A 23,393-nucleotide genomic window follows, 5' to 3' on the forward strand; every position below is an offset into this window, starting at 1 on the left:
ATGGCAACGCCGAACAATACCTTCACTACGCCGCTGGCGCTGAATCACACGTCGAACGCGACGGCGACGCTGCCATGGTTTCTGCAATTTACTGAATACGCCGCGAAGCAGGCGACATTCAGGCCCTTGGTAAACGGCAAAGAAGCGTTTGGGACGCTCTATGATGTGCTGATGAAAGCCCAGCACACCATCGATATCATTTGCTGGGGATTTCAGCCGTCCATGTATTTCAAGCGCGACGGTCACTCGCTTCGGATCGGAGAATTGCTTGAGCAGAAGGGGCAGAAAGGCGTCAAAGTCCGATTGCTGTGTTGGCGCGATCCGTTGTACCTCACCGAATTTGGCGAGAACAACATGCCGGGCTACGACCTGGTAACCGGGTTGAAGCAACATATATCGGACGATACCTATCGTCGGAGTTCGATGTTGTCCCGTGACTATCAAACCGACGAAGAAAGGAAGTTCGACGTGGAATGGTATTGGCGCGCCGACTTGAATAACGTAACAAGCACTTCGCTGCTGTCACCCCTGAATCCCCTGGCGAAAGTCGCCTACGAAAAAGCGCGTGCCCAGTACTACAAAGACCACGCACTAAAGAATATTGACTTCGCGACTCGGGGCTTCAGTCCCGCCAATCGGGCAGAGATTGCATGGCGCACGTTCTGGCATGGGAAAGACAAGGATCGTGACCTCCAAACCAAGGCGATGAACAGTGTTGGCATGGGTGCTGGAATTCCGACGCACCACCAAAAGATGGTGCTTGTCGATTATGAGGACCCGGAGAATGCCGTTGGTTTCGTGATGGGGCACAACATGCTCGATCAGTACTGGGATACGGATGATCACAGTTACAAGCCAAAGACCCCTTCGACCGGGCGTAACGGTCCAAGCCCATGGCAGGACATCTCCAGCTATGTGACCGGTCCGGTATTGCAGTATCTGAATGCGAACTTTTGCCAGGCATGGGACGACGCCACCGGCCAGGGCCTGGGCAAGGCACGGGACGGTCTTAAGGACCGCCTCAAGGTTCGATATGCGCCGGGTGGTGATACGCCGATGATGGCTCAGATCGCGCGTACACAGTCCCAGAAGGGACGACGCGACATCGAGAAGCTTTATCTGCAGGCGGTGAACAACGCCACGCAACACGTCTTTATCCAGAATCAATATTTCCGATGGCCGCCGCTTGCGAATGCAATCAAAGCGGTCGCGGCCAAGCACGTCAGTTGGGGACGCAACGTCACCGTGCATGGCCCGTTGTATTTGTTCGCCATCACGAATTCGGGCGACGAGGCAGTCGGAACCGGGACCGTCAATACTTATCGGATGCTGAATGCCTTGGGGAAGGCGCAGAGCATTCCGGGTGTCGCGACGTTGGAGCAAGAGGACGCTCGTCAGACCGCTTTGAAGGATCAGATGGCGGCGGTTGTGGATCAGCAGTCGCAGGCGAACCAAGCGTTGCTCGGGGCTCTCGAAGTGCAAGGCATCGTCGACTCGCCCGATTCGGCAAAACGGGTGGCCGACGCGAAGGCGAGGATCGAGCAGTTGAAACAGCGACGGGAATCCATTGCATCGCAGATGAAGAGTGCGCCGCAGCCTGTTCTGAACAAGGAGTACGATGGCCTCAAGGTTCATGTCTGTACGCTTGTGGCTCCGGATTCCCCGCCGGGCAAGTGGGTGCCCGTCTACGTTCATGCAAAATTGATGACGATCGACGATGTGTTTACGACGCTGGGGTCGGCCAACATCAATACACGCAGCATGGAGGCGGATAGCGAACTCAATATCTGTCACGAGAATGGTGACGTGACCAAGAGGTTACGGCAGCAGTTGTGGAGTCTGCATACGAACAAGGAGGGGGCGCAGGATGATCCAGGGCAAGCTTTTAATAAATGGGAAATGATTCTTAACAATAACGCCGACCTGCAGGGTGGAGGAAAGCATTCACCCGTCGCTTCGATTATTCGTTTCATGCGCATGTCAAACGAACGCACCTACAAAGACTGAAAAATGAGAAAGTCGCTTGTAATTTATACGGTCGTGTTGCTAGTGTGCGCCTGCACCAACAAGGAAGACTCAGTGGACTCGAATTTACCCGATATGTCGGCCGTACGAGCCAATCTCGCATTTACGTGTGTGCACGAGAGTGAACATCTTCCGCCTTTGGATCCGCGGGCAGATCAGTTGTTTCAGTATGGTCGCTATTTGCAGAAAATCGATGGTCCAAAGGATTTCGATGAAATCGTCCGCTACTATCGAATAGCTGCAGCGTATGGTCACTACAAAGCCAACACTAACGCACAGAAGCTGATTTCCCAAGGGTTGGCTAACTCCCCTGACGGGGCAAAGGAAACCATTGCGCTGGCAAAGAAGTTAATTGATGACGGAGTTCCTGGTGGCTATTACGACATCGGGCACTATCTCGAAGCTGGCTATGGGGTAAAGCAGGATGCCGAGATGGCCTTGCGGTATTTCAGGAAGGCTGCGGACATGGGAAGTCCTGAGGCACAAACTTATGTTGCCGAGCAGCTGGCGCCACACGATCGAGCTCCCGAGATTGCACGTCAAATGAGGCAGTGTGCGACCAATCAAGGTTACGGAGATGCTGCCAATTATTTGGGAATTAATTTTAAAAACGACTCAAAATATTCGGATGCCGTTTTATCCTTTCAAAAAGGTGTGAAGGCGGGGAGTGCTCAAGCTGCGTTGGCACTCGAAGAGGGATTCAATGGCCCCGAGGCATCAAATCGTCTTTCGTACCTTGCGCTCGCGCATGATCCAGAACGCTCGCGTCGTTATCGGTTGATCGGCAAATTTCTCGATAGCAACGAGAGCCGTAACCCGAAGGTTCCCGACCTCGACAAGATTGTTCCGCTGCCGCCGGCAAAACTGCCGCCGTGGGACGGCACGTTCCAATGGCAAAAGGAACAAGACGCAGCGACGCCACCGCAGAAGCCTTCAGACGAGTTCATCAACGAGATGGCGAAAGCCAAACATCTCGATCCCGCGACAGGATTACCGCTCCCAGGATCCGCGGACAAGACTTCGCAGGCCGAGCAACCGGAAAACGTCGCATCCCGCCTGCCGTTGGGTACGGTTGCTCACACGGGCCAGACTTGCCCGGAAGACGGCGTATGGTGCGCGAAACTCGGTGCGGGTCAGTTTGGCGATACGCAGCGTCGATTCCTCAAGGGCGACGCGCTGCCGTCTGTCGTCGTGCATGAACCGAGAAAGCTGGCGGTGCTCGACAGCATGATGGGGACGCGCCAGCACGTTGAACAAGTTGCGTGGGAACTCGTTGCGTACCTTGATCAGGCTTGACCGGTTCATGCATCAAGGCTGCGTGGCCAATCCGCTCGTTCGATTGCGGCCACGCGCAGCAGGCTCGATTGATCATGCGTAGAACGTCTATCGCCTTGCTTGTTTCGTGCCTGCTGGCCGCGTGCTCGAAGAGCGAGAATGCTACGCGCGCACAGACTGCCAACCCTGCCCGCAAGACGACGCAGGTTGCGCGGCACCCAAACCGACCAGATTGACGATACGCAGCACCCCTTTCACCAAGACAACGCATTGCCGTCCGTCGACCACCCGCCCGGCTAACCGGCATCGCGCACCTGACGACTGATTGATCCCGGAGTCCACATCGGCATGCGCGTGTTGCCGATCACGATGGCGATCTTGACCCTCGGCGGCGCCTGTGTGGTTTACCGGGTGTGGTGCCGCGTGTTCTACGCTCCCGTGAGCCGCGACACGGCGGAAACGTCCCACGGAATGCCGTCGTCGTAGAAGCCGAAGGCGGCGAATCACTGGGCGATCGCTGTTCCTCCTCAGACATGCCCCTCATGCTCGATCGCCCCGCCATTCCCGACCCGCGCGGCGACCCTCACCGGCACCCCAGACACCCTCGCCGCCCGCTTCGCCCACATCGCCGTCAGAATCGGCACGAGGATCGCCGTCACGAGGCACGCGGTCGCGACGATCGCCGTCGCCGCCGGCACCATCGGTTTGAACTTCGGAATCATCTCGCCGATGATCGCCGGGTTCGCGACCGTGGCGCCGGCCGTCGACGACGCGGCAAGGCCGGCCGTCCCGTTGCCGCCGCCCACGAACTTGTCCGCCAGAATCAACGGCACGCCCGTCACGACGATCACCGCGAGCCCGAGTGCGATACCCGGCAGCCCGCTCTTCGCGATCACGTTCAGATCGATGCCGTTGCCGAGCGCGAAGCCGAAGAACGGAATCAGCGGATGCACGCAGCGCCCGAACAACTCGCGCAGGTCTTCATCGAGGTTGCCGAGCGTGAAGCCGATCAGGAACGGCAGCACCGCGCCGACGAAGAGCCGCGTCTCGAACACCGCGACGCCCGCCGCGCCGAGAATCAGCATGCTGACGAGCGGCCCCGATTCGATCGACATCAGCACGAACGCGCCGGCTTCTTCCTTGCTGCCGTACTGCTGCATCACGGCCGCATAGAGGCCGCCGTTGGTCATGTCCATCGACGTCGTGATCGCGAGCAGCGACAGGCCCGCGAACAGGCCCGTGCGGATGCCGTCGTCGGGGATGAACTGCGCGGCGATCAGCGTCGCGAGCCACGCGACCACGATCTTGGTCGCGAGCAGCGTGCCCGATTTGCGCAGCACGACGCCCGTCGCGCGCAGGTTGATCGTCGCGCCCATGCAGAAGAACCAGACGGCGAGGATCGGCACCGTGCCGGCGATCAGGCCGTTGGTGAACGAACCGAAGTACTTTCCGGCGTTCGGGGCGAACGTATGCACGCACGCACCCAGCAGCATCGGGACCAGCATGAGCCCGCCCGGAATGCGGTCGATGGCCTGTTTCAGCTTCACGTCTCCTCCGTGGACGTCGATGCGTCCCGTTGTCGAATGATGTCTGCTGACTGACTATAGGACAGGATTCGGAACGATGGTCCGTTTTTGTGAATTTCAGTGGTAGTCGTATACCCGTAAGACGCGATGGCTGTTGCAGGAAAGGAATTGATCGATCGACGAAGCTGGATCGAAAATCCGGATCGACGTTCCGAATTTGATAAATGTGTGCTTCAATCTTCATCAGGGCGAGCGGCGGCGACGGTGCCGGCGGCCTGCCCATTCCCCAACGGAGAACCGGCATGGACGTGCGACAGGGCATACACAGCGAACACGCGAAGGCGCTCGACACGGCCGGCCTGCGCCGGCATTTCCTGGTGGAGAACGTGTTCGCGCCGGACGCGCTGTCGCTCACCTACAGCCATATCGACCGCATCATCGTCGGCGGCGCGTGGCCGGCCACGCGGCCGGTCGAGGTGCCGGCGTCGCTCGGCGCCGCGATGGGCGTGAGCCATCTGCTGGCGCGGCGCGAACTCGGGGCGATCAACATCGGCGGGCCGGGCTGGGTCGAGGTCGACGGGCAGCGTCATGCGGTGGGCACCGAAGAGGCGATCTATATCGGGCAAGGCGGGCAGGGTGTCGTGTTCGGCAGCGACGATCACGCGCGGCCGGCGAAGTTCTACCTGAACTGCGCGCCCGCGCACACGGCCTATCCGACCCGCACGATCACGCTCGCGCAGGCATCGCCCGAAACGCTCGGCGACGCGGCCACGAGCAACCGTCGCACGATCTACAAGTTCATCGTGCCCGACGTATTGCCGACCTGCCAGTTGTCGATGGGGATGACGAAACTCGAGCCCGGCAGCCTGTGGAACACGATGCCGTGTCACACGCACGAGCGGCGGATGGAGGTGTATTTCTACTTCAATCTCGCCGCCGACGCGGCCGTGTTCCATCTGCTCGGCGAACCGCGGGAGACGCGTCACGTGGTGGTGCACAACGAGCAAGCCGTGATTTCGCCGAGCTGGTCGATTCATTCCGGCGTCGGCACGCAGGCATACACGTTCATCTGGGGGATGGCCGGCGAGAATCAGGTGTTCAAGGACATGGATCACATCGCCGTCGCCGACCTGCGCTGACATCATGAAACGCGAAACGCCCGATCTTCCCGCCGCCGGCGCGCATGCCGCGCTCGCCCGCCTGTTCGACCTCACCGGCAAGGTCGCGATCGTCACCGGCTGCAACACGGGGCTCGGCGCGGCGATGGCCGTCGCGCTCGCGTCGGCCGGGTGCGACATCGTCGGTGCGAATCGTTCGTCATCCGATGCAACGTCGGCGCGCGTCGCGGCCGCCGGGCGGCGCTTCGTCGACGTGCGCGCGGATCTGTCGACGCTCGAGCCGGTCGAGCGGATCGTCGAGGGTGCGGTCGATGCGTTCGGCCACGTCGACATCCTCGTCAACAACGCGGGCATGATCCGCCGCTGCGATGCGCTCGCGTTCACCGAAGCCGACTGGGACGCCGTGATCGACGTGAACCTGAAGAGCGTGTTCTTCCTGTCGCAGGCCGTCGCGCGGCAGGTGGTGCGGCAGGGGCGCGGCGGCAAGATCGTGAACGTCGCGTCGATGCTGTCGTTCCAGGGCGGCATTCGCGTGCCGTCGTACACGGCGTCGAAAAGCGGCGTGCTGGGCCTCACGCGGCTGCTCGCGAACGAATGGGCCGCGCGCGGCATCAACGTGAACGCGATCGCGCCCGGCTACATGGAGACCGACAACACCGCGCAGTTGCGCGAGGACAGCCGGCGCAGCGACGAAATCCTCGGCCGCATCCCGGCCGGCCGCTGGGGCGTGCCGGACGATCTCGCGGGCGCGGCGGTGTTCCTCGCGTCGCGCGCGTCGGACTACGTGCACGGCCATACGCTGGCCGTCGACGGCGGTTGGCTCGCGCGCTGACCGGCTCGCGCGATGAACGCGTTATGCTCTCCCGATTCGCATCTCACGGATTCACGGACATGACAGCAACGCCCAGGCAGCGCAAGCGCGATCAGGCGAACCAGGAAACCGGTGGCGGCCAACCGGGGGCCGACCCGTCGGCGGCAGGGAGCGTCGAGAAGCCCGATTCGGTCGCCGCGGTCGGCAAGGTCTTCACGATCCTCGCCGCGCTCGGCGAGCGCCGCGAGATCGGCATCAGCGAACTGTCGCACCAGCTCGGCATGTCGAAGACGACGGTGCATCGCTTCCTGCAGACGCTCAAGACGCTCGGCTACGTCGCGCAGGAAGGCGAGACCGACCGCTACCGGCTGACGATCCGGCTGTTCGAGCTCGGCAGCAAGGCGCTGGAAAGCGTGGACCTCGTGCGCGAGGCCGATCTCGAGATGCGCCGCATCGGGCAACTGACGCGCGAAGCCGTGCATCTCGGCGCGTTCGACGAGGACGCGATCATCTACATCCACAAGATCGACGCCGATTACGGGCTGCGCATGCAGTCGCGGATCGGCCGGCGCAATCCGCTGTACAGCACCGCGATCGGCAAGGTGCTGCTCGCATGGATGACGCCCGGCGACGCGCGTGCGGTGCTGGCCGGCATCGAGTTCAGGAAGTCGACCGCGAAGACGCTGGCGTCGGCGGATGCGGTGATGAGCATCCTGCCGCACGTGCGGCAGCAGGGCTACGGCGAGGACAACGAGGAGCAGGAAGACGGCCTGCTGTGTCTCGCGGTGCCGGTGTTCGACCGTTTCGGTCGCGTGATCGCGGGGTTGTCGCTGTCGTTCCCGACGATGCGGTGCGGCGCGGACACGAAGGCGCATTACGTCGCGTTGCTGAAGGAGGCCGGGCAGGCGATTTCCGCCCGGCTCGGGCATCATCCGGAGGCGGTAGGCGTCGAAGCGACGACCATCGCGCAGGATTGAGCGTGTGCCGGGCGCGAACCGGCACGCCGAAACAACCATACGGCATACAGAACTTGATCATGCAGATGAAAATGACGATGCGCATGGGCATCGCGATGCTGGTGCTCGGCGCGAGCCTGGCTGCGAGCGGCGCGCACGCGACGCGCGCGGTCGATTGCGGGCAGCTCGATGCGGCCACGAGCGGCCCGGACGACAACTTCCGGCCGCCGGCGTCGGGTACGGTGATCGGCACGGGGCGCGCGTATTTCTACTCGGCGCCCGACGCGCAATGCATGACGAAGCGGACCTTCATCGTTCCCGGCGATTCGGTGACCGTCTACAAGTCGCACGGGCGCTGGTACAACATCATGTACGTGAACGGCAAGACCGGCGACGACTTCGAAGGATGGGTCGAGCAGGGCCGCGTGCGCCTCGACGGTCGATACGGCGCGCAGTAGTCGCCGTCGGCGGCGCCGCTACACCGGCGCCCATGCGAAATCGCGCTTCAGGTTCTCCGCGCGCAGCGGCCGCTGGTAGAGATATCCCTGCGCATACTGGATCCCGACCGCATGCAGCGCGCGATGCTGCGCTTCCGTCTCCACGCCTTCCGCGATGATCTTCAGGCCGTAGTGATGCGCGACGGCCGCGATCCCTTCGATCAGCCTCGCGCTGCCGCCGTCCAGTTGCGAGATGAACAGCCGATCGATCTTCACGTAGTCGAACGGAAAGCGCGACAGCATGTCGAGATTGCTGTGATGCGTGCCGAAATCGTCGATCGCGAACTTCGCGCCTTTCGAGCGCAGCGTCTGGAAGATCTCGGTGGTTCGCGCGTTCTTCTCCAGCAGGATGCGCTCGGTGACTTCGAGCACCAGCGTGAAGCCGGGCGGCAGCGCGCGGATCGCCTCCTCGACGACGGCCACGAACCGCCCGCGCTCGAGATCCTGCGGCGCAACGTTCACGGCGATGCGCAGCGGCGCGGACGGTGTCAGCGCGGTCAGTTCGGACACGGCCGTGCGCAGCACGAATTCGGTGACCTTCGGCAGCACGGTGCTGGATTCCACCTGCGGGATGAATGCGGCCGGGCTGATGGCCCCCCACTTCGGATGGTGCCAGCGCAGCAACGCTTCGACGCCGACCGTCCTGCGCGTCTGCACGTCGACGATCGGCTGGTACACGACATGGAATTCGTTGCGCCTGAGCGCGTGGCGCACCGCTTTCAGCAACAGCCGCCGCGGGGCCATCGCGAGCAGGTAAGCGGCCATCACGAGGCTGTCGGCCAGCAGCACGATCGTCGCGCAGATCAGCCGGTAGTGGCGCTGCACCTGTGCCGCGTAGCGCGCCGAGGCGATGACCGACACCGTGAACGGCCAGCGCTGCGACGCCATCGTGCTGCCGCCGACGGGGCCGGCCGCCGTTTCCGGCGCGAACTTGCCGTGCTGATCGAGACGGCCCGAACCCGCGATCGACAGCGTGGCCGTTTCCGCGCCATCGCCGGTGCCGTGGTTCAGCGCGTCGGCGACGTAGTCGCCTTCGATCAGGTACAGGACGCCCGCGCCGCGCGCGGTCGCGCGGAACGCGGACAGTACCGGAATGCCATGCTGGAACGGCGTCTGGCGCAGCAGCGTGACGATCATCGATCCCGGTTCGGGTTCGCGCGCATACGCGGCGAGCGGCAGGTCGATCGAGCCGAGCGCCGACGAACACATCACGCGCCCGTCATTTACCAGCGCGACCGCCCGCAGATAGCGCAGGCGAGTGCCCACTTCGGCGAGTGTCCGGAACACCGTCGCGCACGGCCGCCCGACCAGTGCGGTCAGCTCGTCCGCGTGTCGAAGGCGCACGCCGTCCAGAATGCGGTCCACGGAAGCCACGATGTCGTTTGCCACGACGCGCTCATGCGCGGTGACGGCATCGCGCGCGTAGCGGTCGGCCAGCACGATCGCGAACGCGGGCACGAGCACGCAAATGATCACGGCGGCGAAAAACACGACGCGCGGCCACGCGCCGCGGCGATGGAAAAGGGGCTTCGAGCCGGGCGTGAGCGCCCACAGTCCCGCGGTTGCCTTTGGTGTTGTACGCATGGCGTGGCAAGTCGAACCGGTCGATGCGCCAACGGCGCGCATCCCGCATGCCCGATTCGGGCCATGCGGCTCGCGCGCCGGTTTCGGGACGCCGGTCGATTCGGCCGGCGCGACGGCATCGGCTCGGCCTGTCGCGATCGACCCTTCATCTGGCAGCATTCCTCAATAACATGCGCGCATTGAGCATGTATATCGACGCAGCGTACCGAAAAAAGCCCCGGCCGCACAGTGTGTGCAGCCGGGACAAAAAACACCGTCTCTTGGCACGAGGATGGTGCGCGGCAAGTATAAGACGCGGCGCGATATTACGAAATATTGTTGTTTAAATATTGATGTGGTTTTGTAATTGTGTCTCAAAAAGAAACATTTCCATGTGGCGCGGCCGGCGGCAGACTTCTGCCAGGGCGTCAAACCGGAGCGTGACGATGGAAGAAAATGCCGGACCCACGGTCATCGTGACCGATGGCGCCGCCGTGGCGGACGGCGGTTCGCTGTGGATCAGGATTGCAGTGGATGGACAGACGCGCGACTACTCGCTCGATCGCGCACTCGCGTCGCGCGGCACGCCGCGCTACGACAGCATCCGCGGCGCGCACGGCGTGCTGTCGAACGAAGAACGACGGGCATTGCGGGTGCTGCTGGAGCGTATTGCCGATCCTGCCATGTGGGCCGGCATCGTCGGCACGTTCATCGAGGTGCTGAAGCGCGCCGACGGGCCATGAACGATGGGGGGCGGCTGCGCTTCAGAAGTCGTTGCGCATCTTGTGGAGCAGGCCGCTTGGCGACTGATGCGTGTCCACCGCGGTGAGCACGTCGGTCAGGAACCACGGCAGGTTCAGTTGCGTGTCGGCGTCGCCGACGCATACGCGGATCGGCGGTGCGCCGGACGGCGAACGGGCGCCTGGCGCGGCATCCCGCGACGGCACGCAATTTTTCGCGTAGGCCTGAGCCGGAACCGGCGCGACAGCGCCGGAGGGCGCACCGGCGATGGCCGGCGCGTTGAAGGCGGCAAACAGGGTCAGGGCGGCGGCAAGGGCGACGCGTTTCATGAGGGTTCTCCGGCGATGCGGGTTCGACCACGCGAGCCGATGCGAGTTCGTCCGCGCGCGATGCGTGCACCCGCCCCAACAGCCGCTCAGCCGCGCGCGACGCTGGCTGCCCGCGCCGGCTGACGGCTGCGCCACTGCTGCGGCGATTCCCCGGTCCAGCGCCGAAAGGCGCGTGTAAACGCGCTGTGTTCGGAATAGCCGAGCAACCAGGCCACTTCGGCGAGCGTGAGCCGCGGATCGTTCAGATGATCGATCGCGAGCCGCCGCCGCGTATCCTCGCGCAAGCGCCGGAAGTTCAGCCCGAGCCCGGCCAGCCGGCGATGCAGCGTGCGGGACGACACATGCAGATCCGCCGCGATCTGCTCGATGCTCACTTCACCCTGCGTCAGCAAACGCGCGACGGCCTCGCGCACCGACTGTTCGAGATCGTCCGTCTGCCGCAGTTCCGCGAGCAGCGCGCTCGCCTGGCGCTCCATCATCTGCCGCAGCGCGTCGTCGGGCCGCTGCAGCGGCTGCGTGAGCAAGCGCAACGGGAAGGCGAGCCGGTTCACCGGTTGGCCGAACCGGACCGGGCAGCCGAAGTAGTCGCGGTACGGCTGTTCGTCGCCGGGCGACGGATGCACGAAGCAGACTTCGTCGGGCCCGGTGCGCGTGCCGGTGATATTGCGCGCGAATTGCACGATCGCGGTCAGCGCGACTTCGTCGACGAGCGGGCCGAGTGGTTCCGGTGCATCGTGCCATTCGATCGCCACTGACGTTGCCTCGACGCGCACTTCCATGCGCGCGACGTTCGCGATCAGGTGTTCGTATTGCTGCCAGCGCGCGAGCGCCGCGCCGGCGTCGCGGCACGCATGCAGCGCATAGCCGAGCGCGCCGAGATGCGCGGGCGTGATCCGCTGGCCGACGTGCAGGCCGAGCAGCGGATCGTCGAGCGCATCGGCCGCGCGTTCGAGCAGACGCCGCCAATGCGCGCTCGCGTACAGCGTCAGCCCGCGGTCGTCCTCGGGTGGCCGTGCCTCGCCGAGCACGCGCGCCGCATCCTTGCCCTGCCCGGACAGATAGTCGAACAGCAGCCGCACGTACGTGCTCGAGTAATAGATGCGCTGGGTCGCAAGCGGGGAGGCGGCGGGCATGGCGGAAAGTGTCAAGTAATCGTCGGCAAGTGTCAACGCGGGCCGACCCGTGCGCGACCATACTGCGCGGCAGTTCCCGATCGAGGCTGTCGACATGCCGACCGAGTTGATGACGTGGCTCCATGCGTTCCTGGGTAACGACGTGGACTGGAAGCAGGTGCTGCTGATCGGCATGACGCCGGTGTTCCTGATCGCATTCGCGGTCGAGTACGCGGTAATGACCCGGCGCGGCCGCCGCGAGCCGTTTCGCTGGAAGGAGATCGTCGCGAACCTGTCGCTCGGCGCCGGTTATCAGGTGGCCGAGACCGTGACGGGATTGCTGTTGACCGGTGCGATCTTCGCGTGGGTCTATCGACACCGGCTGTTCGACGTGCCGGTGAACGGCTTCACGATCGTGCCGATCTTCGTCGTCGTCGAGTTCTGCTACTACTGGTTTCATCGCACGTCGCACCGCGTGCGCTGGTTCTGGGCCGCACACGTGCCGCATCACAGCGGCGAGGTGATGAACTTCACGACGGCGATGCGCCAGTCGCTGCTGAACGCGTTCGTCGGCGTGTTCCTGTTCTATCTGCCGCCGGTGTGGCTCGGCATTCCGCCCGCCGTCGTGCTGTTCCTGCTTGCCGTCGATCTCGCGTACCAGTACTTCGTGCATACCGAAGCGATCGGCCGGCTGCCGCGCTGGTTCGAGTACGTGTTCGACACGCCGTCGAACCATCGCGCGCATCATGGCCGCAATCCGCGGTACATCGACCGCAACTACGGCGGCGTGCTGATCATCTTCGACCGGATGTTCGGCACCTATGTCGAGGAAACGGAGCCGGTCGACTACGGCATCACGCAGCAGATTCGTTCGTACAACTTTCTTGTTCTGAGCGTGCACGAATTCGTCGACATGTGGCGCGATGTGCTCGCACCCGGGCCGGTTCTGCAGCGCTTGAAGCATCTGTGGATGCCGCCCGAGTGGGAGCGGCCCGGGCATCGGCCGATCCATACGTGGAGCGTCGAGCGGAAAGGGGAGGAAGGGGCGAGTCGGGCGGACATGACCGAGCGCGGTACTTGACCGCGCGGGGCCGGTTTTTCAGTTGGCGCCTGTCGGGCGATGACGGAAGAAAAGGTATGCCAGGCCGAGCGGTGCGATGAAAATGGCTAGATACCAACACAGGAACATGGTCATGAACTTGACAACCAGCATCAATGCTGCATTGACAAAGAACATATTGCGTCCAACGATGTAGTTCACGACGCTTTCGTAGACAAATCGGGAATAAGGGTAGAGGAGGCAACTCACCGCCATGAAAATCAATACAAGCGCGAGCAATCCTCCGGGAAGGCTTTCTTTCCCGAAGCTGGAAATGAAGATGAAAACCGTGGGGAAGATCAAGCTGAAAAGAAAGTTACGAATATAGTAGGGGCGAGTGAGTCCGCCAAACAAGCGCGTAATGATTGAATTCATGCCATCCCTGGTCGAAATTCATAGTAACGACCAGAGATGATAAAACTTGATAGGTCGCAATCAGATATTTTAATTGGCCGCGATATTCGAGATTGTCGACTGTGATTGCGGGCATGAAGGACAAGGGCGGACGTCGTCGACGTGATGCATCGCGCATCCGGCATACGTTGTCGTCACCATGCGTCACTGATACCCGTAACACTGCTTCAGCCCCGCGTAGTCGTAGAAGTGGCTGGTTGGCGCGATCTTCGCGCCGTCGCACGCGGCCTGGAAATCCGTTTCGCGCTCGTTGTACAGCATCTTCACGATGAGCCGCGTCCCGTTGCGATAAACATCCCATTGCATGTTCGCGGCCATCGGCGACACCTGGTCGCCGCGCCACGGGTTGTTCGCGTACGTGTACGTCTGCGCTTGCGGCGTCGGCACGAACACGTTCTTCAGGTTCATGATCGACGCGAACGGAATCACGATCTCCGCGTGCGTGAAGCGCAGCTTCGCGGCATGCGTCAGGTCGCCGCGCGCGATCGCATCGACTTCACCGAAGAAATCGTCCTGCAGCACCTTCGCCATCCGGTACGTCACCGGGTTCGCTTCCTGGATGCCGGGCCCTTTCTGGTAGTAGTCCTCGGCGTCCTGCAGGTACGCGAGATACTGCGCCTGCTCGGCACCGATGTATTTCTCCATCGTGACGCCGCCGGTTTCCGCGGTCATGGCCGGCGCAACCTGCAGCAGGTTGTACAGCACGTTCACCGCATCGACGGCCGTCGCGATCTTCGTCTTGCCGTCGCCCTTCAGCGTGTTGGTGAACTTGCCGTCCGTCGATGTAAACGCATAGGTGCCGGTGTTCGCGAACGTGTAGCCGTCGGTGCCGAGCTTCGCGATGAAGGCCGGCGACACGAGCGCGGTCAGCACCGTTCGCGCGACGTCGGCCGCTTGGGGCGCGGCCTTGATCGCCTTCAGCTTCGCGGCCACCGTCGCGTCGTTTGCATAGGCCTGGTATGCCTGGCTCGCCTGATAGGTCGCGTAGTACGGATCGCTCGTGTCGGTCACGAGATCGGTGGCCGGCTTCAGCGAGTGGAAATACAGCAGGAAGCGATTGGTGCCGGCCGGCTGCGCGACCGGTGCGTTCGCCGGATAGCCGGCCGGTGCGGCCGGCAGCGTGATGGCCGGCGCCAGTGCCGGCTGCGCGGCAACGAGCGCCGCCGAGAAATATGTCGAACTGTCGACCGCGCGATCCTGGCCCGAGTTGACGACGACCACCTGCCGGTTGCCCGCGGCGAACAGCGCAGGCAGCCGCTGCGCGAGACGCGCGGCGAGTTGCTGATGTTCGCGGATGCCGGTTTGCGTGAGGTTGCCGTACCCGGGTGTCGAGATGCCCTGCACGCCGTAGCCGAGCAGCGCATTGGCCTTCATCATCGCGTACGTGTCGGCCTTGAGTTGCGCGCCCAGCGCGGTCAGCGCGCCGTCGGCCTCGGCCTTGACCAGCATCGCGTAGATCGCGCCGTCGTACTTGAAGCCCGACAGCCCGCGCGAGCCGTGCCGTGCGACGAGTTCGGTGTAGACCGGCGCGTAGTCGGCCGGCGGCGCTTCGTAGGTCGCGGCGTCCTGCTGCGGGCGGTACGGCGTCTTCGTCTGGTAGTAGGTCGCGGGCGCAGGGTCAGGCGTGGGCTGAGGTTGCGGTTGCGGTGCGGGCGCCGTGCCGTTGTTGTCGGCCGACGTGGCGGGCGGCGTCGGGTCATCATCCCCGCCGCAGGCGGCGAGCAACAGACAGGCGATCGTGAGGGCGGCGGCGGTGCGGGTCGGGCGTGTCATCGTGGCGGGCAACGGACGGCACGATGCGCATGCGCGTCGTACCGTCTCCGGGGCAATGTGGTCGAGCCACGGAGTGTTGCAAGCGACTTTGACAGCAGAATGTCAGGATGCGGTCGGACAATCGTCGGATTGCCGCCGGATCGACGATGATGGCCGGCTGCGGCCGGCCCGGGGGCGGGCGTTCAGTGCAGCCCGGCCGATGCGATCGAGCGCACCGTATCGGTGATGTTCACGCAGCGCGACAGGCCGAAATGTTCGACTTCGCGGCGTTCCGGTTCGCTGCTCGCGATCCCGACCGCGCGCTCCGGCGGCACGCCGAGCGCTTGCAACGCGACATCGAACGGATGTTGATTTGATCCGGAGTCCTGTTGATCCGAATCCGTGACGACGACCGAGAAGCGGTCGAGGTTCGCGCGGCCGAACTGGCCTTCGAACATGTCGCTGAGCCGTGCGGCCGGCAGCGTCGTGACGAGACCGAGTCGATATCCTTCTTCCGATGCCCGGTCGAGCCACTGGATGATCGCGTCGCGCTGATGGCGCGATTCGCGCGAATCCGGTGTTGCTTCGATCTGGGCGAATGCTGCGTCGAGACGGGTGACGATGGCTTCGATGACCACGGTGATTCCTTTTCAGAAACGTGATGATCCGTTCGCCGACGGGAATGCCACACACCTTAGCGTCGATCCGGAAAATGCGACCAATTAATATTTTTAGCCGACTCATACGATTCGACTAATGAATGGGGCGGCAAGCCAGAGCGGGCGCGGGACACGTGTCGCACGGCATTTTCCGCGCGAATGGCAGCGCATCGACGGCCTTCAATGTGATGCACCAGCATGGCGCACATTCTGGATGCATCGCGCATATGCATATAAGGAAACGGCATGTCGAGCGATGCCCGCCCGATATGCCGCGTTGCGAGGGTGCGCGCGAACAGGCGCGATCAGTGCAGCTTGATCGACGGCTGGTTACGGCTTTGCAGCCAGTGGCTCAGCGACTGGAACAGCGCGCGCTTCACGCCGACCACGCTGAACAGGTGCTTGCGATACAGGAACTTGTACAGCCCGATCGCCGCCAGCCCGTCGACGATCAGCGAGCGCGAGCGCACGCCGATGTCCGTCTGGTACACCGCACCCGCATGCCCGAGCGACACGACCGTGCCCGCATCGCGGAACGTGAAGCCGGCCACCGGCTTGCCGGCGACGCGGCGCGCGAGGGCGTTGACCAGATACACGGCCTGCTGGTGCGCGACCTGCGCGCGCGGCGGCAGGAACCCGCCGGCACCAGTCGACGGGCACGCGGCGCAATCGCCGAACGCATACACGTGCGGATCGTCGGGCGTCTGCAGCGTGTCGGTCACGATCACCTGGTTCGAGCGGTTCAGCGCGATGTCGCCGATGTCCCGCAGCATCGCGGGGCCGGCGACGCCGGCCGCCCAGATCGTGATGTCGCTCGCGAGCCGTTCGCCCGCCGCGGTCGTCACGGCATCCGCGCCGACTTCCGCCACGCGCGTATCGGTCAGCACGTCGACGTTCAGCGCGCGAAGCTGCGCGTGCATCTTGCCGGACAGCCGTTCGTCGAGCGCCGGCAGGATGCGCGGGCCGCCTTCGATCAGCCGGATGTGCACGTCGCGTGCGGACACCAGCGCCTTGAAGCGGTACGTGGTCAGTTGCTGGATCGCGTGCCGCAGCGCGGCGGCCAGCTCGACGCCCGTCGCGCCCGCACCGATCACGTTGATGCAGATCGGCGCGCCCCGCCGCGCGGGCTGCTGCTCGGCCAGGTGATTCGCCTTCGTGCACGCAGCGAGGAACTTGCGGCGGAAATCCTCGGCCTGGTCGAGGTTTTCGAGCGGCAGCGCATGACGCTCGGCGCCCGGCACATTGAAGAAATTCGTCACGCTGCCGACCGCCAGCACGAGATCGTCATAGTCGAGTTCCCGCTGCGGCAGGATTTCCGTGCCGTCCGCTTCCCGCACGGCCGCGATCGTCGCCGTGCGGGCCGCGCGGTCGACCCGCCGCAGCGCGCCCTGCACGAAACGGAAGCCGTGACGCTTCGCCTGCGCCGCGTATTCGATCGTGTGGGAGGCCGGATCGCGATGGCCCGATGCGGCTTCGTGCAGCAGCGGCTTCCAGAAGTGCGTCGGATAGCGGTCGACGAGCACGACGTCGGTCTGCCCGCGGCGTCCGACCGTATCGCCGAGACGCGTCGCGAGCTGCAGGCCGCCGGCGCCGCCGCCGACGATCACGATGCGCGGCACGCGCGGTGCGCGGTCCGTTGCAAGGGTGGGCGTGGTGTTGTCCATGTTGGGCTCCCGCTGAATGACGATTCGGATGACATTGCTCAAGAACCGACGATATAGTTTCGAACCCACTCGAACAATTTAATGTTTATAAGCGACTCATATGTATTCACTTATAGGAAAGACCGCAACGTTCCGGCAGCTGAAGGCGCTGGACATGATCGCGCGGCTCGGCAGCGTGTCGCGCGCGGCCGAGGAGCTGAACCTGACGCAGCCGGCCGTGTCGCTGCAGGTTCGCCTGCTCGAGGAGGCCGTGGGCGCCGCGTTGCTGCAGCGGGTGGGGCGTGGCGTGCAGCTGACCGCGGCCGGCGAGATCGTGGCGCGCTACGCGCGCGAGATCCTGCATCTGTGGAGCGAGGCCGGTGACGAAGTGGCCGCGCTGACGGGCGATCTCGGCGGCACGCTGCGGATCGGCGCGATCACGACGGCCGAATACCTGATCCCGCCGCTGCTCGTCAAATTCACCGCGACGCGTCCGCACGTGAAGACGTATTTCAAGGTCGGCAACCGCGACGACATCATCCGCATGCTCGCGACGCATGAAATCGATCTCGCGGTGATGGGCAGCGCGCCGAAGGAACTGCGCACGCACGCGGTCGAGTTCGCGAAGCATCCGATGGTGTTCGTCGCGGCGCCCGGCCATCCGCTGATGCAGCGCAAGCGCGTCGCGCTGAAGGATCTCGAATCTGCGCACCTGCTCGTGCGCGAGCGCGGCGCGGGCACGCGCTCGACCGTCGAGAGCCTGTTCAAGAACGCGGGCCATCGCTTTCATGTGGGTTCCGAACTGTCGAGCAACGAGGCGATCAAGCAGATGGCCGAAGCGGGCCTCGGCGTCGCGTTCCTGTCGTTGCACGCGTGTGCGCTCGAACTGCGAACGGGGCTGCTCGGCCAACTGCCGTTTCCCGGCAATCCGATCGAACGCGAATGGTATGTGGTGACGCTCGCCGACCGGCGGATCTCGCAAGTGACGGGGCTGTTCCGCGACTTCCTGATCAAGCAGGGTGCGCCGGTGATCGACGGCGCGACGGTGGCGTCGCACGAGCGGCGACGCAAGTAGGCGCGACCGGCGGTCAGGCGAGCCCGAAATCGTCGTTGCTGTCGGGAATCGATGCGAGCAGCCGTTCGAGCCGGTACCAGCCGACCACGCGCAGGCACCACGCGGCGATGGCGGTGCGTGTATTGCGGACGTCGGGGCCGGATGAAGGGCGAACGGTGGACGGCGAACGCGCGATGAACGCCGCGCGTTGCGGGCAGGAATGGGGCATGACGGGCTCCGTAGGTGTCGGATGAACGGATCGTAAGCGGCGCGGCGCCCGCCGGCGCGCACGCAAGGATCGTCCCGAGCAGAAACGGATGATCTTTTTCTGCTTGATCCGGCGGCGCTCGCGCACGGCCGGCACGCCGGCCCGAAACGCGTCACAATGCGCGTTCGGCACCTGATCTGGTGGAGACCATCAATGAGCGATCCGATTCTTGCCGCGCCGACGGACAACGGCGTCCCGGTCAGCCTGCGCTCCAGCCGCGGGCTCGGCTGGCGCGGCTTCGGCGCGTCGCTGCTGGAGATTCGCGCGGGCACGTACCGGATTCCGGCGGCCGAGCATCACCGGATCGGCGTGCATATCGGTGCGCCGGTGCGGGCGGACTGCGTATGCGACGGCGAGCGCGTGTCGCGTATCCAGGCGCACGGCGACGTCGACGTGATTCCGGCCGGCCTGCCCGGCCAGTGGACCGACAGCGCCGACTGCCGGATCCTGCACATCGCGCTCAGCGATACCTTCGTGCGGCGCACCGTCGAGCAGCTCGAACTGAAGCCGTCGCACGTGCAGATCCGCCGGCGGCTGCAGGTGCGCGACCCGCGGCTGCAGCACATCGCGTGGGCGATGGCCGCCGAACTCGAAGCGGAAGACGCGTCGGATCCGCTCTACGCGGAAAGCCTGTGCACGGCGCTCGTCGCGCGGCTGGTCGACGCCCAGCCCGCGTTTCGCGAACGCCGGCGTACGCTGGCGCCGAAGGCCGCGGCGCGCGTAATCGACTATGTCGAAGCGAATCTCGACCGGCGCATGACGCTGGCCGAGCTCGCGGCGCTCGTGTCGATCAGCGTGCCGCATTTCAAGGTGCTGTTCCGCGAAACGCTCGGGATGCCCGTGCACCAGTACGTCGTGCGGCGCCGGGTGGAGCGCGCGAAGGCGCTGCTGCTCGAAGGCCGGCTCAGCATCAGCCAGATCGCGCTGGAAGCCGGGTTTGCGCATCAGAGCCATATGGCGAACTGGATGAACCGCGTGCTCGGCGCGACGCCGACGGAGATCGCGCGGTCGGGTGTGCGGAGCGGGTTGCGGCTGGCGTATGACGGTAAGGATGGCGCGAAACCTCCGCGCCGCTAGCGCGCCAACGGACGCGCGGGCCGTACCCGCGCTCGCATCCCGTCATCCTTTACTGCTCGATTCATCCTCCCGTGTGCGCCTTTCCGGCCGCGCTTGCCGACAATCACAGCACTTTCATCCCTCGGGAGCGGATCGTGTTCGTGATCTTCGGAGCATCCGGCAACGTCGGCTTGTCGACCGTGACGGCCTTGCGCAACGCAGGCCATTCCGTGCGCGCGGTGCTGCGCGACGCACGCCATCGTGAACGTTTCGTGCAGCTTGGCTGCGATGTCGCGATCGCGGACCTGACGGACGCGAATGCAATCACCGCGGCGATCGACGGCGCGCGGGCCGTGCAGATGCTGTGCCCGGTGCCGGCCGCCGATCCCGATCCGGCCGCGACGATGACACGGACGATCGATGCAGCGACCGCCGCGCTCGCCGCGAACCCGCCGCCGGCGTTGCTGGCTTTGTCGGACTACGGCGCGGAGCTTGAGGGCAATACGGGTATCACGCGTCTGTTCCACGACTTCGAGGAACGGCTGAAGCCGATCCCCACCCAACTGACGTTGCTGCGGTCGGCCGAACATTTGCAGAACTGGGCGCGTGTGCTGCCGGTCGCGCTCGGCACCGGCGTGCTGCCGAGCTTTCACCATCCGGTCGGCAAGGTGTTTCCGACGGTCTGGGCGCCTGATGTGGGCGTCGTCGCGGCGCGGCTGCTGCTCGATGCGCCGGAAGGCGGGAGCGGACCGCGCATCGTCAGCGTCGAAGGGCCGCGGCGGGTGAGTGTGACGGCGATCGCGGATACGTTGGGCGCGGCGGCGGGCCGCTCGATCGTCGCGCACGAGCTGCCGCGCGACACGTGGAATGCGACGCTGCTGCGGGCCGGGCTCAGCGAACGTCATGCGCAGCTGATCGTCGATCTCTACGATGTGCACAACGCGGGGCGCATCGATGTGGAGGCCGGTGTGTCGGAGCGGGTGTACGGGGCGACGACGCTGGAGGAGGTGCTTGCGCAACTGGTGCGCCGGCATGCGCATTGAATGAAGCGGCCGTGCGCGGCGTGCGTCACGCGGGCCGCCGCACCCCGTTCAACACCCCATACGCCACCGACCCGATCACGATCCCCCAGAACGCCGACCCGAGCCCGAGCCAGGTCATCCCCGACGCGGTCGCGAGAAACGTGATCACCGACGCTTCGCGGTGGTTCTCGTCCTCGAAGATCCCGTGCACGTTTGCGCTGATCGCGCCGATCAGCGCGAGTCCCGCCAGAATCGCGACGAACGCCTTCGGCAGCGCGAAGAACAGCGTGACGATCGTGCCCGCGAAGAGCCCGCCGATCAGATAGATCACGCCGTTCACGAGCCCGGCGACGTAGCGCCGGTCCTGATCCTCGTGCGCATCCTTGCCGGTGCACAGCGCCGCGGTGATCGCGGCAACGACGATCGTGATCCCGCCGAAGCACGCGACGAGCAGCGACATCACGCTGGTCGCCGTGATGATCGGGCGCGCCGGCGTGTGATAGCCGGACACGCGCAGGATCGCCATCCCCGGCAGGAACTGGCCGGTGAGGCTGACGACGACGAGCGGCAGCGCGAGGCTGAGCGTCGTGCCGAGCGTCCATTCGGGCGCGATGAAGATCGGACGCGCGAGGCTCGGCGACACGTTGCCGAGATGCGCCATCCCGAGCAGCGTCGCGAGCGCGGCGCCCGTCAACAGCACGAGCACGATGCTGTAGCGCGGCAGCAGGCGCCGGAAGATCACGTAGGCCGCGATCATCCCAAACGCGAGCGCGGGCTGCGCCGACGCGGCGGAGAACGCATGTATGCCGAACGGCAGCAGGATGCCGGCCATCATGCCGCACGCGATGCCCCGCGGGATGTGGCGCACCAGCCGGTCGAAATACCCGGAGACGCCGATCGCCAGGATGATCAGCGCGGCCGTGATGTACGCGCCGACGGCCTGGTTGAGCGTCAGTTGTGGAAACAGGCCGACGAGCAGCGCGGTGCCGGGCGCCGACCACGCGGTGACGACGGGCACCTTGAGCTTCCAGCTCGCGAACAGGCCCGACACGCCCGCGCCGATCGAGATCGCCCAGACCCACGACGTCACTATCTCGTTGGACGCATGCGCGGCCTGCGACGCCTGGAAGAAGATCGCGAGCGGGCCCGCGTAGGAAATCAGGACCGCGAGAAAGCCTGCGGTGATCGCGGAAACGGACCAGTCGTTACCGAGCGTGCGGATAGCGCCGGGCGGGGTGTTGGGTTGCATCGTCGTGGGGAAAAGCGCGCGGCCGTGCGGCGGAGCCGGGGCGAGTGATTGTTGGAAGCCCCGGATGAGCCGCCATTCTGCGCATTGCCGGCGCAATTGGCAATTCGCGGGCGGCGATCGACGTTGTCGGCTTTTCGTAAGGATGGGCGCCGAAACGCGGAAACGTCTGACGTCAGGTACTGATCTGCAACACCTTGTCGACCACCGCCACCTTGATCCCGCCGCCGGTCGACAGCGATGCCGTGCCCGCGTCGAACGGATGCACGGGCGGATCGGTCGGCGTCCACGCATGGCGCGCGAGCAACGCGCGATACCCGCCGCGGATCACGAAGCCGCCGCATTTCTCCGCATACGCGGCGCGCCGCATCCGGTACGCGCGCGGCAGGTCGTACCACGGCAGCTTCGGCAGGTCGTGGTGGACAAGGTGATAGTTGTTGTTCAGGTACAGCAGCCGCATCGCGAAGCCGGCTTCGTTGATCGTGATGCGCGCCTTCGGATGCGGGGCGGCGCGATGCTCGTACAGCGAGCGGATCATCGCGAGCGACAGCGCGGGCCACGTGACGGCCAGCAGGTAGTACCACCACGGCACGCCGATCGCCCATTGCAGCCCCGCGAGCAGCGCAACCACGCACGCGGCATGCGTCACCCACATCGGCAGATAGCGGAAGTCGCCGCGCCGGAACGCGACGACCGCATCGCGGAATGTCGTGGCGACGGCGAGCGGCGGCCCGACGACGATGCGTCCGATGAAAGTCTTGCGCGCGACCATCAGCGCCCGGCGCCAGCGCGGCAGCCGCGCCCAGCGTTCGCGCGTCACGTAGTTCGTTTCGGGATCGACGCCCGGCACGGTCAGGTCCTCGTCGCGATGATGCTCGAGATGCGTGTCGCGATACAGCGTGTACGGATACCAGACCGTCAGCGGCGGATAGCCGAGCAGCTTGTTCACGAAGGCGGAACGCGTCGGATGGCCGTGCAGCAGCTCGTGCTGCAGCGACAGATGCCATGCGCCGAGCAGGATCAGCGGCGGCGTCGCGGCGGCGAGCGACAGATGCCCGTCGCGCACGAGCAGCAGCACGGCGAGCCAGCCGCCGTATATGACGACGACCAGCAGCCAGGTCGGCCACTCGGTCCGGGCGGTGAAGCGGGCGTCGAGCGCGGCGATCGCGCGCGCGTGGTCGACGTCGAAGTATTCGGCCATGGCGTTGAGGCAGGTGGATCGGGCAG

22 protein-coding genes are annotated in these 23,393 nt (G+C 64.8%); 11 read left to right on the forward strand and 11 right to left on the reverse strand.

The window, feature by feature from the left end:
• Both H0X91_RS12190 and H0X91_RS12195 read left to right on the forward strand, forming a co-directional pair.
• Entirely contained in the window at nt 1-2,007 is a 2,007-nt protein-coding gene (locus H0X91_RS12190) for a phospholipase D-like domain-containing protein (RefSeq protein WP_034203050.1), read from the forward strand.
• Nucleotides 2,008-2,010: 3 nt separating this feature from the next.
• Nucleotides 2,011-3,321, forward strand: a complete 1,311-nt coding sequence (locus tag H0X91_RS12195; protein WP_181645694.1) for an SEL1-like repeat protein — start codon at nt 2,011-2,013, stop codon at nt 3,319-3,321.
• A gap of 506 nt (nt 3,322-3,827) precedes the next feature.
• Here the strand turns inward: H0X91_RS12195 and kdgT are convergent.
• Entirely contained in the window at nt 3,828-4,847 is a 1,020-nt protein-coding gene (gene kdgT / locus H0X91_RS12200; RefSeq protein ID WP_124633372.1) for a 2-keto-3-deoxygluconate transporter, read from the reverse strand.
• A gap of 281 nt (nt 4,848-5,128) precedes the next feature.
• Here kdgT and kduI point away from each other — a divergent pair, with 281 nt between their 5' ends.
• The 4 genes from kduI to H0X91_RS12220 all read left to right on the forward strand — a co-directional run bounded on the left by kduI (nt 5,129) and on the right by H0X91_RS12220 (nt 8,169).
• Nucleotides 5,129-5,965, forward strand: coding sequence for a 5-dehydro-4-deoxy-D-glucuronate isomerase (kduI, locus tag H0X91_RS12205; protein WP_006494530.1), 837 nt, complete (start codon nt 5,129-5,131; stop codon nt 5,963-5,965).
• Between the two features lie 4 nt (nt 5,966-5,969).
• A complete protein-coding gene (gene kduD / locus H0X91_RS12210) occupies nt 5,970-6,776 on the forward strand; it encodes a 2-dehydro-3-deoxy-D-gluconate 5-dehydrogenase KduD (RefSeq protein ID WP_124633371.1) in 807 nt (268 codons plus the stop codon).
• Nucleotides 6,777-6,835: 59 nt separating this feature from the next.
• Nucleotides 6,836-7,732, forward strand: a complete 897-nt coding sequence (kdgR, locus tag H0X91_RS12215) for a DNA-binding transcriptional regulator KdgR (RefSeq protein ID WP_006494528.1) — start codon at nt 6,836-6,838, stop codon at nt 7,730-7,732.
• Nucleotides 7,733-7,797: 65 nt separating this feature from the next.
• On the forward strand, nt 7,798-8,169 hold the full coding sequence (locus H0X91_RS12220; RefSeq protein WP_060212247.1) for an SH3 domain-containing protein: 372 nt from the start codon (nt 7,798-7,800) through the stop codon (nt 8,167-8,169).
• Nucleotides 8,170-8,187: 18 nt separating this feature from the next.
• On the opposite strand, the gene H0X91_RS12225 is transcribed toward H0X91_RS12220, so the two are convergent.
• Nucleotides 8,188-9,792: an EAL domain-containing protein gene (locus H0X91_RS12225; protein WP_080331086.1), complete on the reverse strand. Its 1,605-nt coding sequence runs from the start codon at nt 9,790-9,792 to the stop codon at nt 8,188-8,190.
• 425 nt (nt 9,793-10,217) lie between these two features.
• On the opposite strand from H0X91_RS12225, the gene H0X91_RS12230 reads away from it, so the two are divergent.
• Nucleotides 10,218-10,514, forward strand: coding sequence for a hypothetical protein (locus H0X91_RS12230; RefSeq protein ID WP_080331085.1), 297 nt, complete (start codon nt 10,218-10,220; stop codon nt 10,512-10,514).
• A 21-nt stretch (nt 10,515-10,535) separates the two neighbouring features.
• Here H0X91_RS12230 and H0X91_RS12235 read toward each other — a convergent pair whose 3' ends face one another.
• Entirely contained in the window at nt 10,536-10,841 is a 306-nt protein-coding gene (locus tag H0X91_RS12235; RefSeq protein WP_080331084.1) for a hypothetical protein, read from the reverse strand.
• Between the two features lie 86 nt (nt 10,842-10,927).
• Nucleotides 10,928-11,974: an AraC-like transcriptional regulator QhpR gene (gene qhpR / locus H0X91_RS12240; RefSeq protein WP_034203044.1), complete on the reverse strand. Its 1,047-nt coding sequence runs from the start codon at nt 11,972-11,974 to the stop codon at nt 10,928-10,930.
• Between the two features lie 49 nt (nt 11,975-12,023).
• On the opposite strand from qhpR, the gene H0X91_RS12245 reads away from it, so the two are divergent.
• Nucleotides 12,024-13,034 carry a sterol desaturase family protein gene (locus H0X91_RS12245; protein ID WP_256870224.1) on the forward strand — a complete coding sequence of 337 codons (1,011 nt, stop codon included), beginning with the start codon at nt 12,024-12,026 and terminating at the stop codon, nt 13,032-13,034.
• Nucleotides 13,035-13,052: 18 nt separating this feature from the next.
• On the opposite strand, the gene H0X91_RS12250 is transcribed toward H0X91_RS12245, so the two are convergent.
• The 4 genes from H0X91_RS12250 to H0X91_RS12265 form a co-directional block, all read right to left on the reverse strand.
• Entirely contained in the window at nt 13,053-13,427 is a 375-nt protein-coding gene (locus H0X91_RS12250; RefSeq protein ID WP_196433055.1) for a hypothetical protein, read from the reverse strand.
• Nucleotides 13,428-13,610: 183 nt separating this feature from the next.
• Entirely contained in the window at nt 13,611-15,239 is a 1,629-nt protein-coding gene (locus tag H0X91_RS12255) for a histidine-type phosphatase (RefSeq protein ID WP_196433056.1), read from the reverse strand.
• A 182-nt stretch (nt 15,240-15,421) separates the two neighbouring features.
• On the reverse strand, nt 15,422-15,856 hold the full coding sequence (locus H0X91_RS12260; protein ID WP_006483196.1) for a hypothetical protein: 435 nt from the start codon (nt 15,854-15,856) through the stop codon (nt 15,422-15,424).
• A 326-nt stretch (nt 15,857-16,182) separates the two neighbouring features.
• Entirely contained in the window at nt 16,183-17,541 is a 1,359-nt protein-coding gene (locus H0X91_RS12265; RefSeq protein WP_080331083.1) for an NAD(P)/FAD-dependent oxidoreductase, read from the reverse strand.
• 100 nt (nt 17,542-17,641) lie between these two features.
• Here H0X91_RS12265 and H0X91_RS12270 point away from each other — a divergent pair, with 100 nt between their 5' ends.
• A complete protein-coding gene (locus tag H0X91_RS12270; protein WP_006483210.1) occupies nt 17,642-18,595 on the forward strand; it encodes a LysR family transcriptional regulator in 954 nt (317 codons plus the stop codon).
• A gap of 13 nt (nt 18,596-18,608) precedes the next feature.
• Here H0X91_RS12270 and H0X91_RS12275 read toward each other — a convergent pair whose 3' ends face one another.
• On the reverse strand, nt 18,609-18,803 hold the full coding sequence (locus H0X91_RS12275) for a hypothetical protein (RefSeq protein WP_006483197.1): 195 nt from the start codon (nt 18,801-18,803) through the stop codon (nt 18,609-18,611).
• Nucleotides 18,804-18,995: 192 nt separating this feature from the next.
• On the opposite strand from H0X91_RS12275, the gene H0X91_RS12280 reads away from it, so the two are divergent.
• Nucleotides 18,996-19,919: an AraC family transcriptional regulator gene (locus H0X91_RS12280; RefSeq protein WP_060264242.1), complete on the forward strand. Its 924-nt coding sequence runs from the start codon at nt 18,996-18,998 to the stop codon at nt 19,917-19,919.
• A gap of 134 nt (nt 19,920-20,053) precedes the next feature.
• The gene (locus tag H0X91_RS12285; protein WP_060264388.1) at nt 20,054-20,941 is read left to right on the forward strand and encodes an NAD(P)H-binding protein; all 888 of its coding nucleotides are present in this window, start codon (nt 20,054-20,056) and stop codon (nt 20,939-20,941) included.
• A gap of 25 nt (nt 20,942-20,966) precedes the next feature.
• On the opposite strand, the gene H0X91_RS12290 is transcribed toward H0X91_RS12285, so the two are convergent.
• Entirely contained in the window at nt 20,967-22,169 is a 1,203-nt protein-coding gene (locus tag H0X91_RS12290; RefSeq protein ID WP_196433057.1) for a benzoate/H(+) symporter BenE family transporter, read from the reverse strand.
• 172 nt (nt 22,170-22,341) lie between these two features.
• Nucleotides 22,342-23,367, reverse strand: coding sequence for a fatty acid desaturase (locus tag H0X91_RS12295; RefSeq protein ID WP_060264244.1), 1,026 nt, complete (start codon nt 23,365-23,367; stop codon nt 22,342-22,344).
• Nucleotides 23,368-23,393 lie beyond the last annotated feature (26 nt).

The sequence above is a fragment of the Burkholderia sp. 9777_1386 genome (assembly GCF_015712265.1).
GTDB classification, from domain to species: domain Bacteria; phylum Pseudomonadota; class Gammaproteobacteria; order Burkholderiales; family Burkholderiaceae; genus Burkholderia; species Burkholderia cenocepacia.

Excerpts from the sequence above, each read along its gene's own strand:
- H0X91_RS12190 (WP_034203050.1), top strand. The coding sequence starts at position 1 with ATGGCAACGCCGAACAATACCTTCACTACGCCGCTGGCGCTGAATCAC.
- H0X91_RS12195 (WP_181645694.1), top strand. The coding sequence starts at position 2,011 with ATGAGAAAGTCGCTTGTAATTTATACGGTCGTGTTGCTAGTGTGCGCC.
- kduI (WP_006494530.1), top strand. The coding sequence starts at position 5,129 with ATGGACGTGCGACAGGGCATACACAGCGAACACGCGAAGGCGCTCGAC.
- kduD (WP_124633371.1), top strand. The coding sequence starts at position 5,970 with ATGAAACGCGAAACGCCCGATCTTCCCGCCGCCGGCGCGCATGCCGCG.
- kdgR (WP_006494528.1), top strand. The coding sequence starts at position 6,836 with ATGACAGCAACGCCCAGGCAGCGCAAGCGCGATCAGGCGAACCAGGAA.
- H0X91_RS12220 (WP_060212247.1), top strand. The coding sequence starts at position 7,798 with ATGAAAATGACGATGCGCATGGGCATCGCGATGCTGGTGCTCGGCGCG.
- H0X91_RS12225 (WP_080331086.1), bottom strand. The coding sequence starts at position 9,792 with ATGCGTACAACACCAAAGGCAACCGCGGGACTGTGGGCGCTCACGCCC.
- H0X91_RS12230 (WP_080331085.1), top strand. The coding sequence starts at position 10,218 with ATGGAAGAAAATGCCGGACCCACGGTCATCGTGACCGATGGCGCCGCC.
- H0X91_RS12235 (WP_080331084.1), bottom strand. The coding sequence starts at position 10,841 with ATGAAACGCGTCGCCCTTGCCGCCGCCCTGACCCTGTTTGCCGCCTTC.
- qhpR (WP_034203044.1), bottom strand. The coding sequence starts at position 11,974 with ATGCCCGCCGCCTCCCCGCTTGCGACCCAGCGCATCTATTACTCGAGC.
- H0X91_RS12250 (WP_196433055.1), bottom strand. The coding sequence starts at position 13,427 with ATGAATTCAATCATTACGCGCTTGTTTGGCGGACTCACTCGCCCCTAC.
- H0X91_RS12255 (WP_196433056.1), bottom strand. The coding sequence starts at position 15,239 with ATGACACGCCCGACCCGCACCGCCGCCGCCCTCACGATCGCCTGTCTG.
- H0X91_RS12265 (WP_080331083.1), bottom strand. The coding sequence starts at position 17,541 with ATGGACAACACCACGCCCACCCTTGCAACGGACCGCGCACCGCGCGTG.
- H0X91_RS12270 (WP_006483210.1), top strand. The coding sequence starts at position 17,642 with ATGTATTCACTTATAGGAAAGACCGCAACGTTCCGGCAGCTGAAGGCG.
- H0X91_RS12275 (WP_006483197.1), bottom strand. The coding sequence starts at position 18,803 with ATGCCCCATTCCTGCCCGCAACGCGCGGCGTTCATCGCGCGTTCGCCG.
- H0X91_RS12280 (WP_060264242.1), top strand. The coding sequence starts at position 18,996 with ATGAGCGATCCGATTCTTGCCGCGCCGACGGACAACGGCGTCCCGGTC.
- H0X91_RS12290 (WP_196433057.1), bottom strand. The coding sequence starts at position 22,169 with ATGCAACCCAACACCCCGCCCGGCGCTATCCGCACGCTCGGTAACGAC.
- H0X91_RS12295 (WP_060264244.1), bottom strand. The coding sequence starts at position 23,367 with ATGGCCGAATACTTCGACGTCGACCACGCGCGCGCGATCGCCGCGCTC.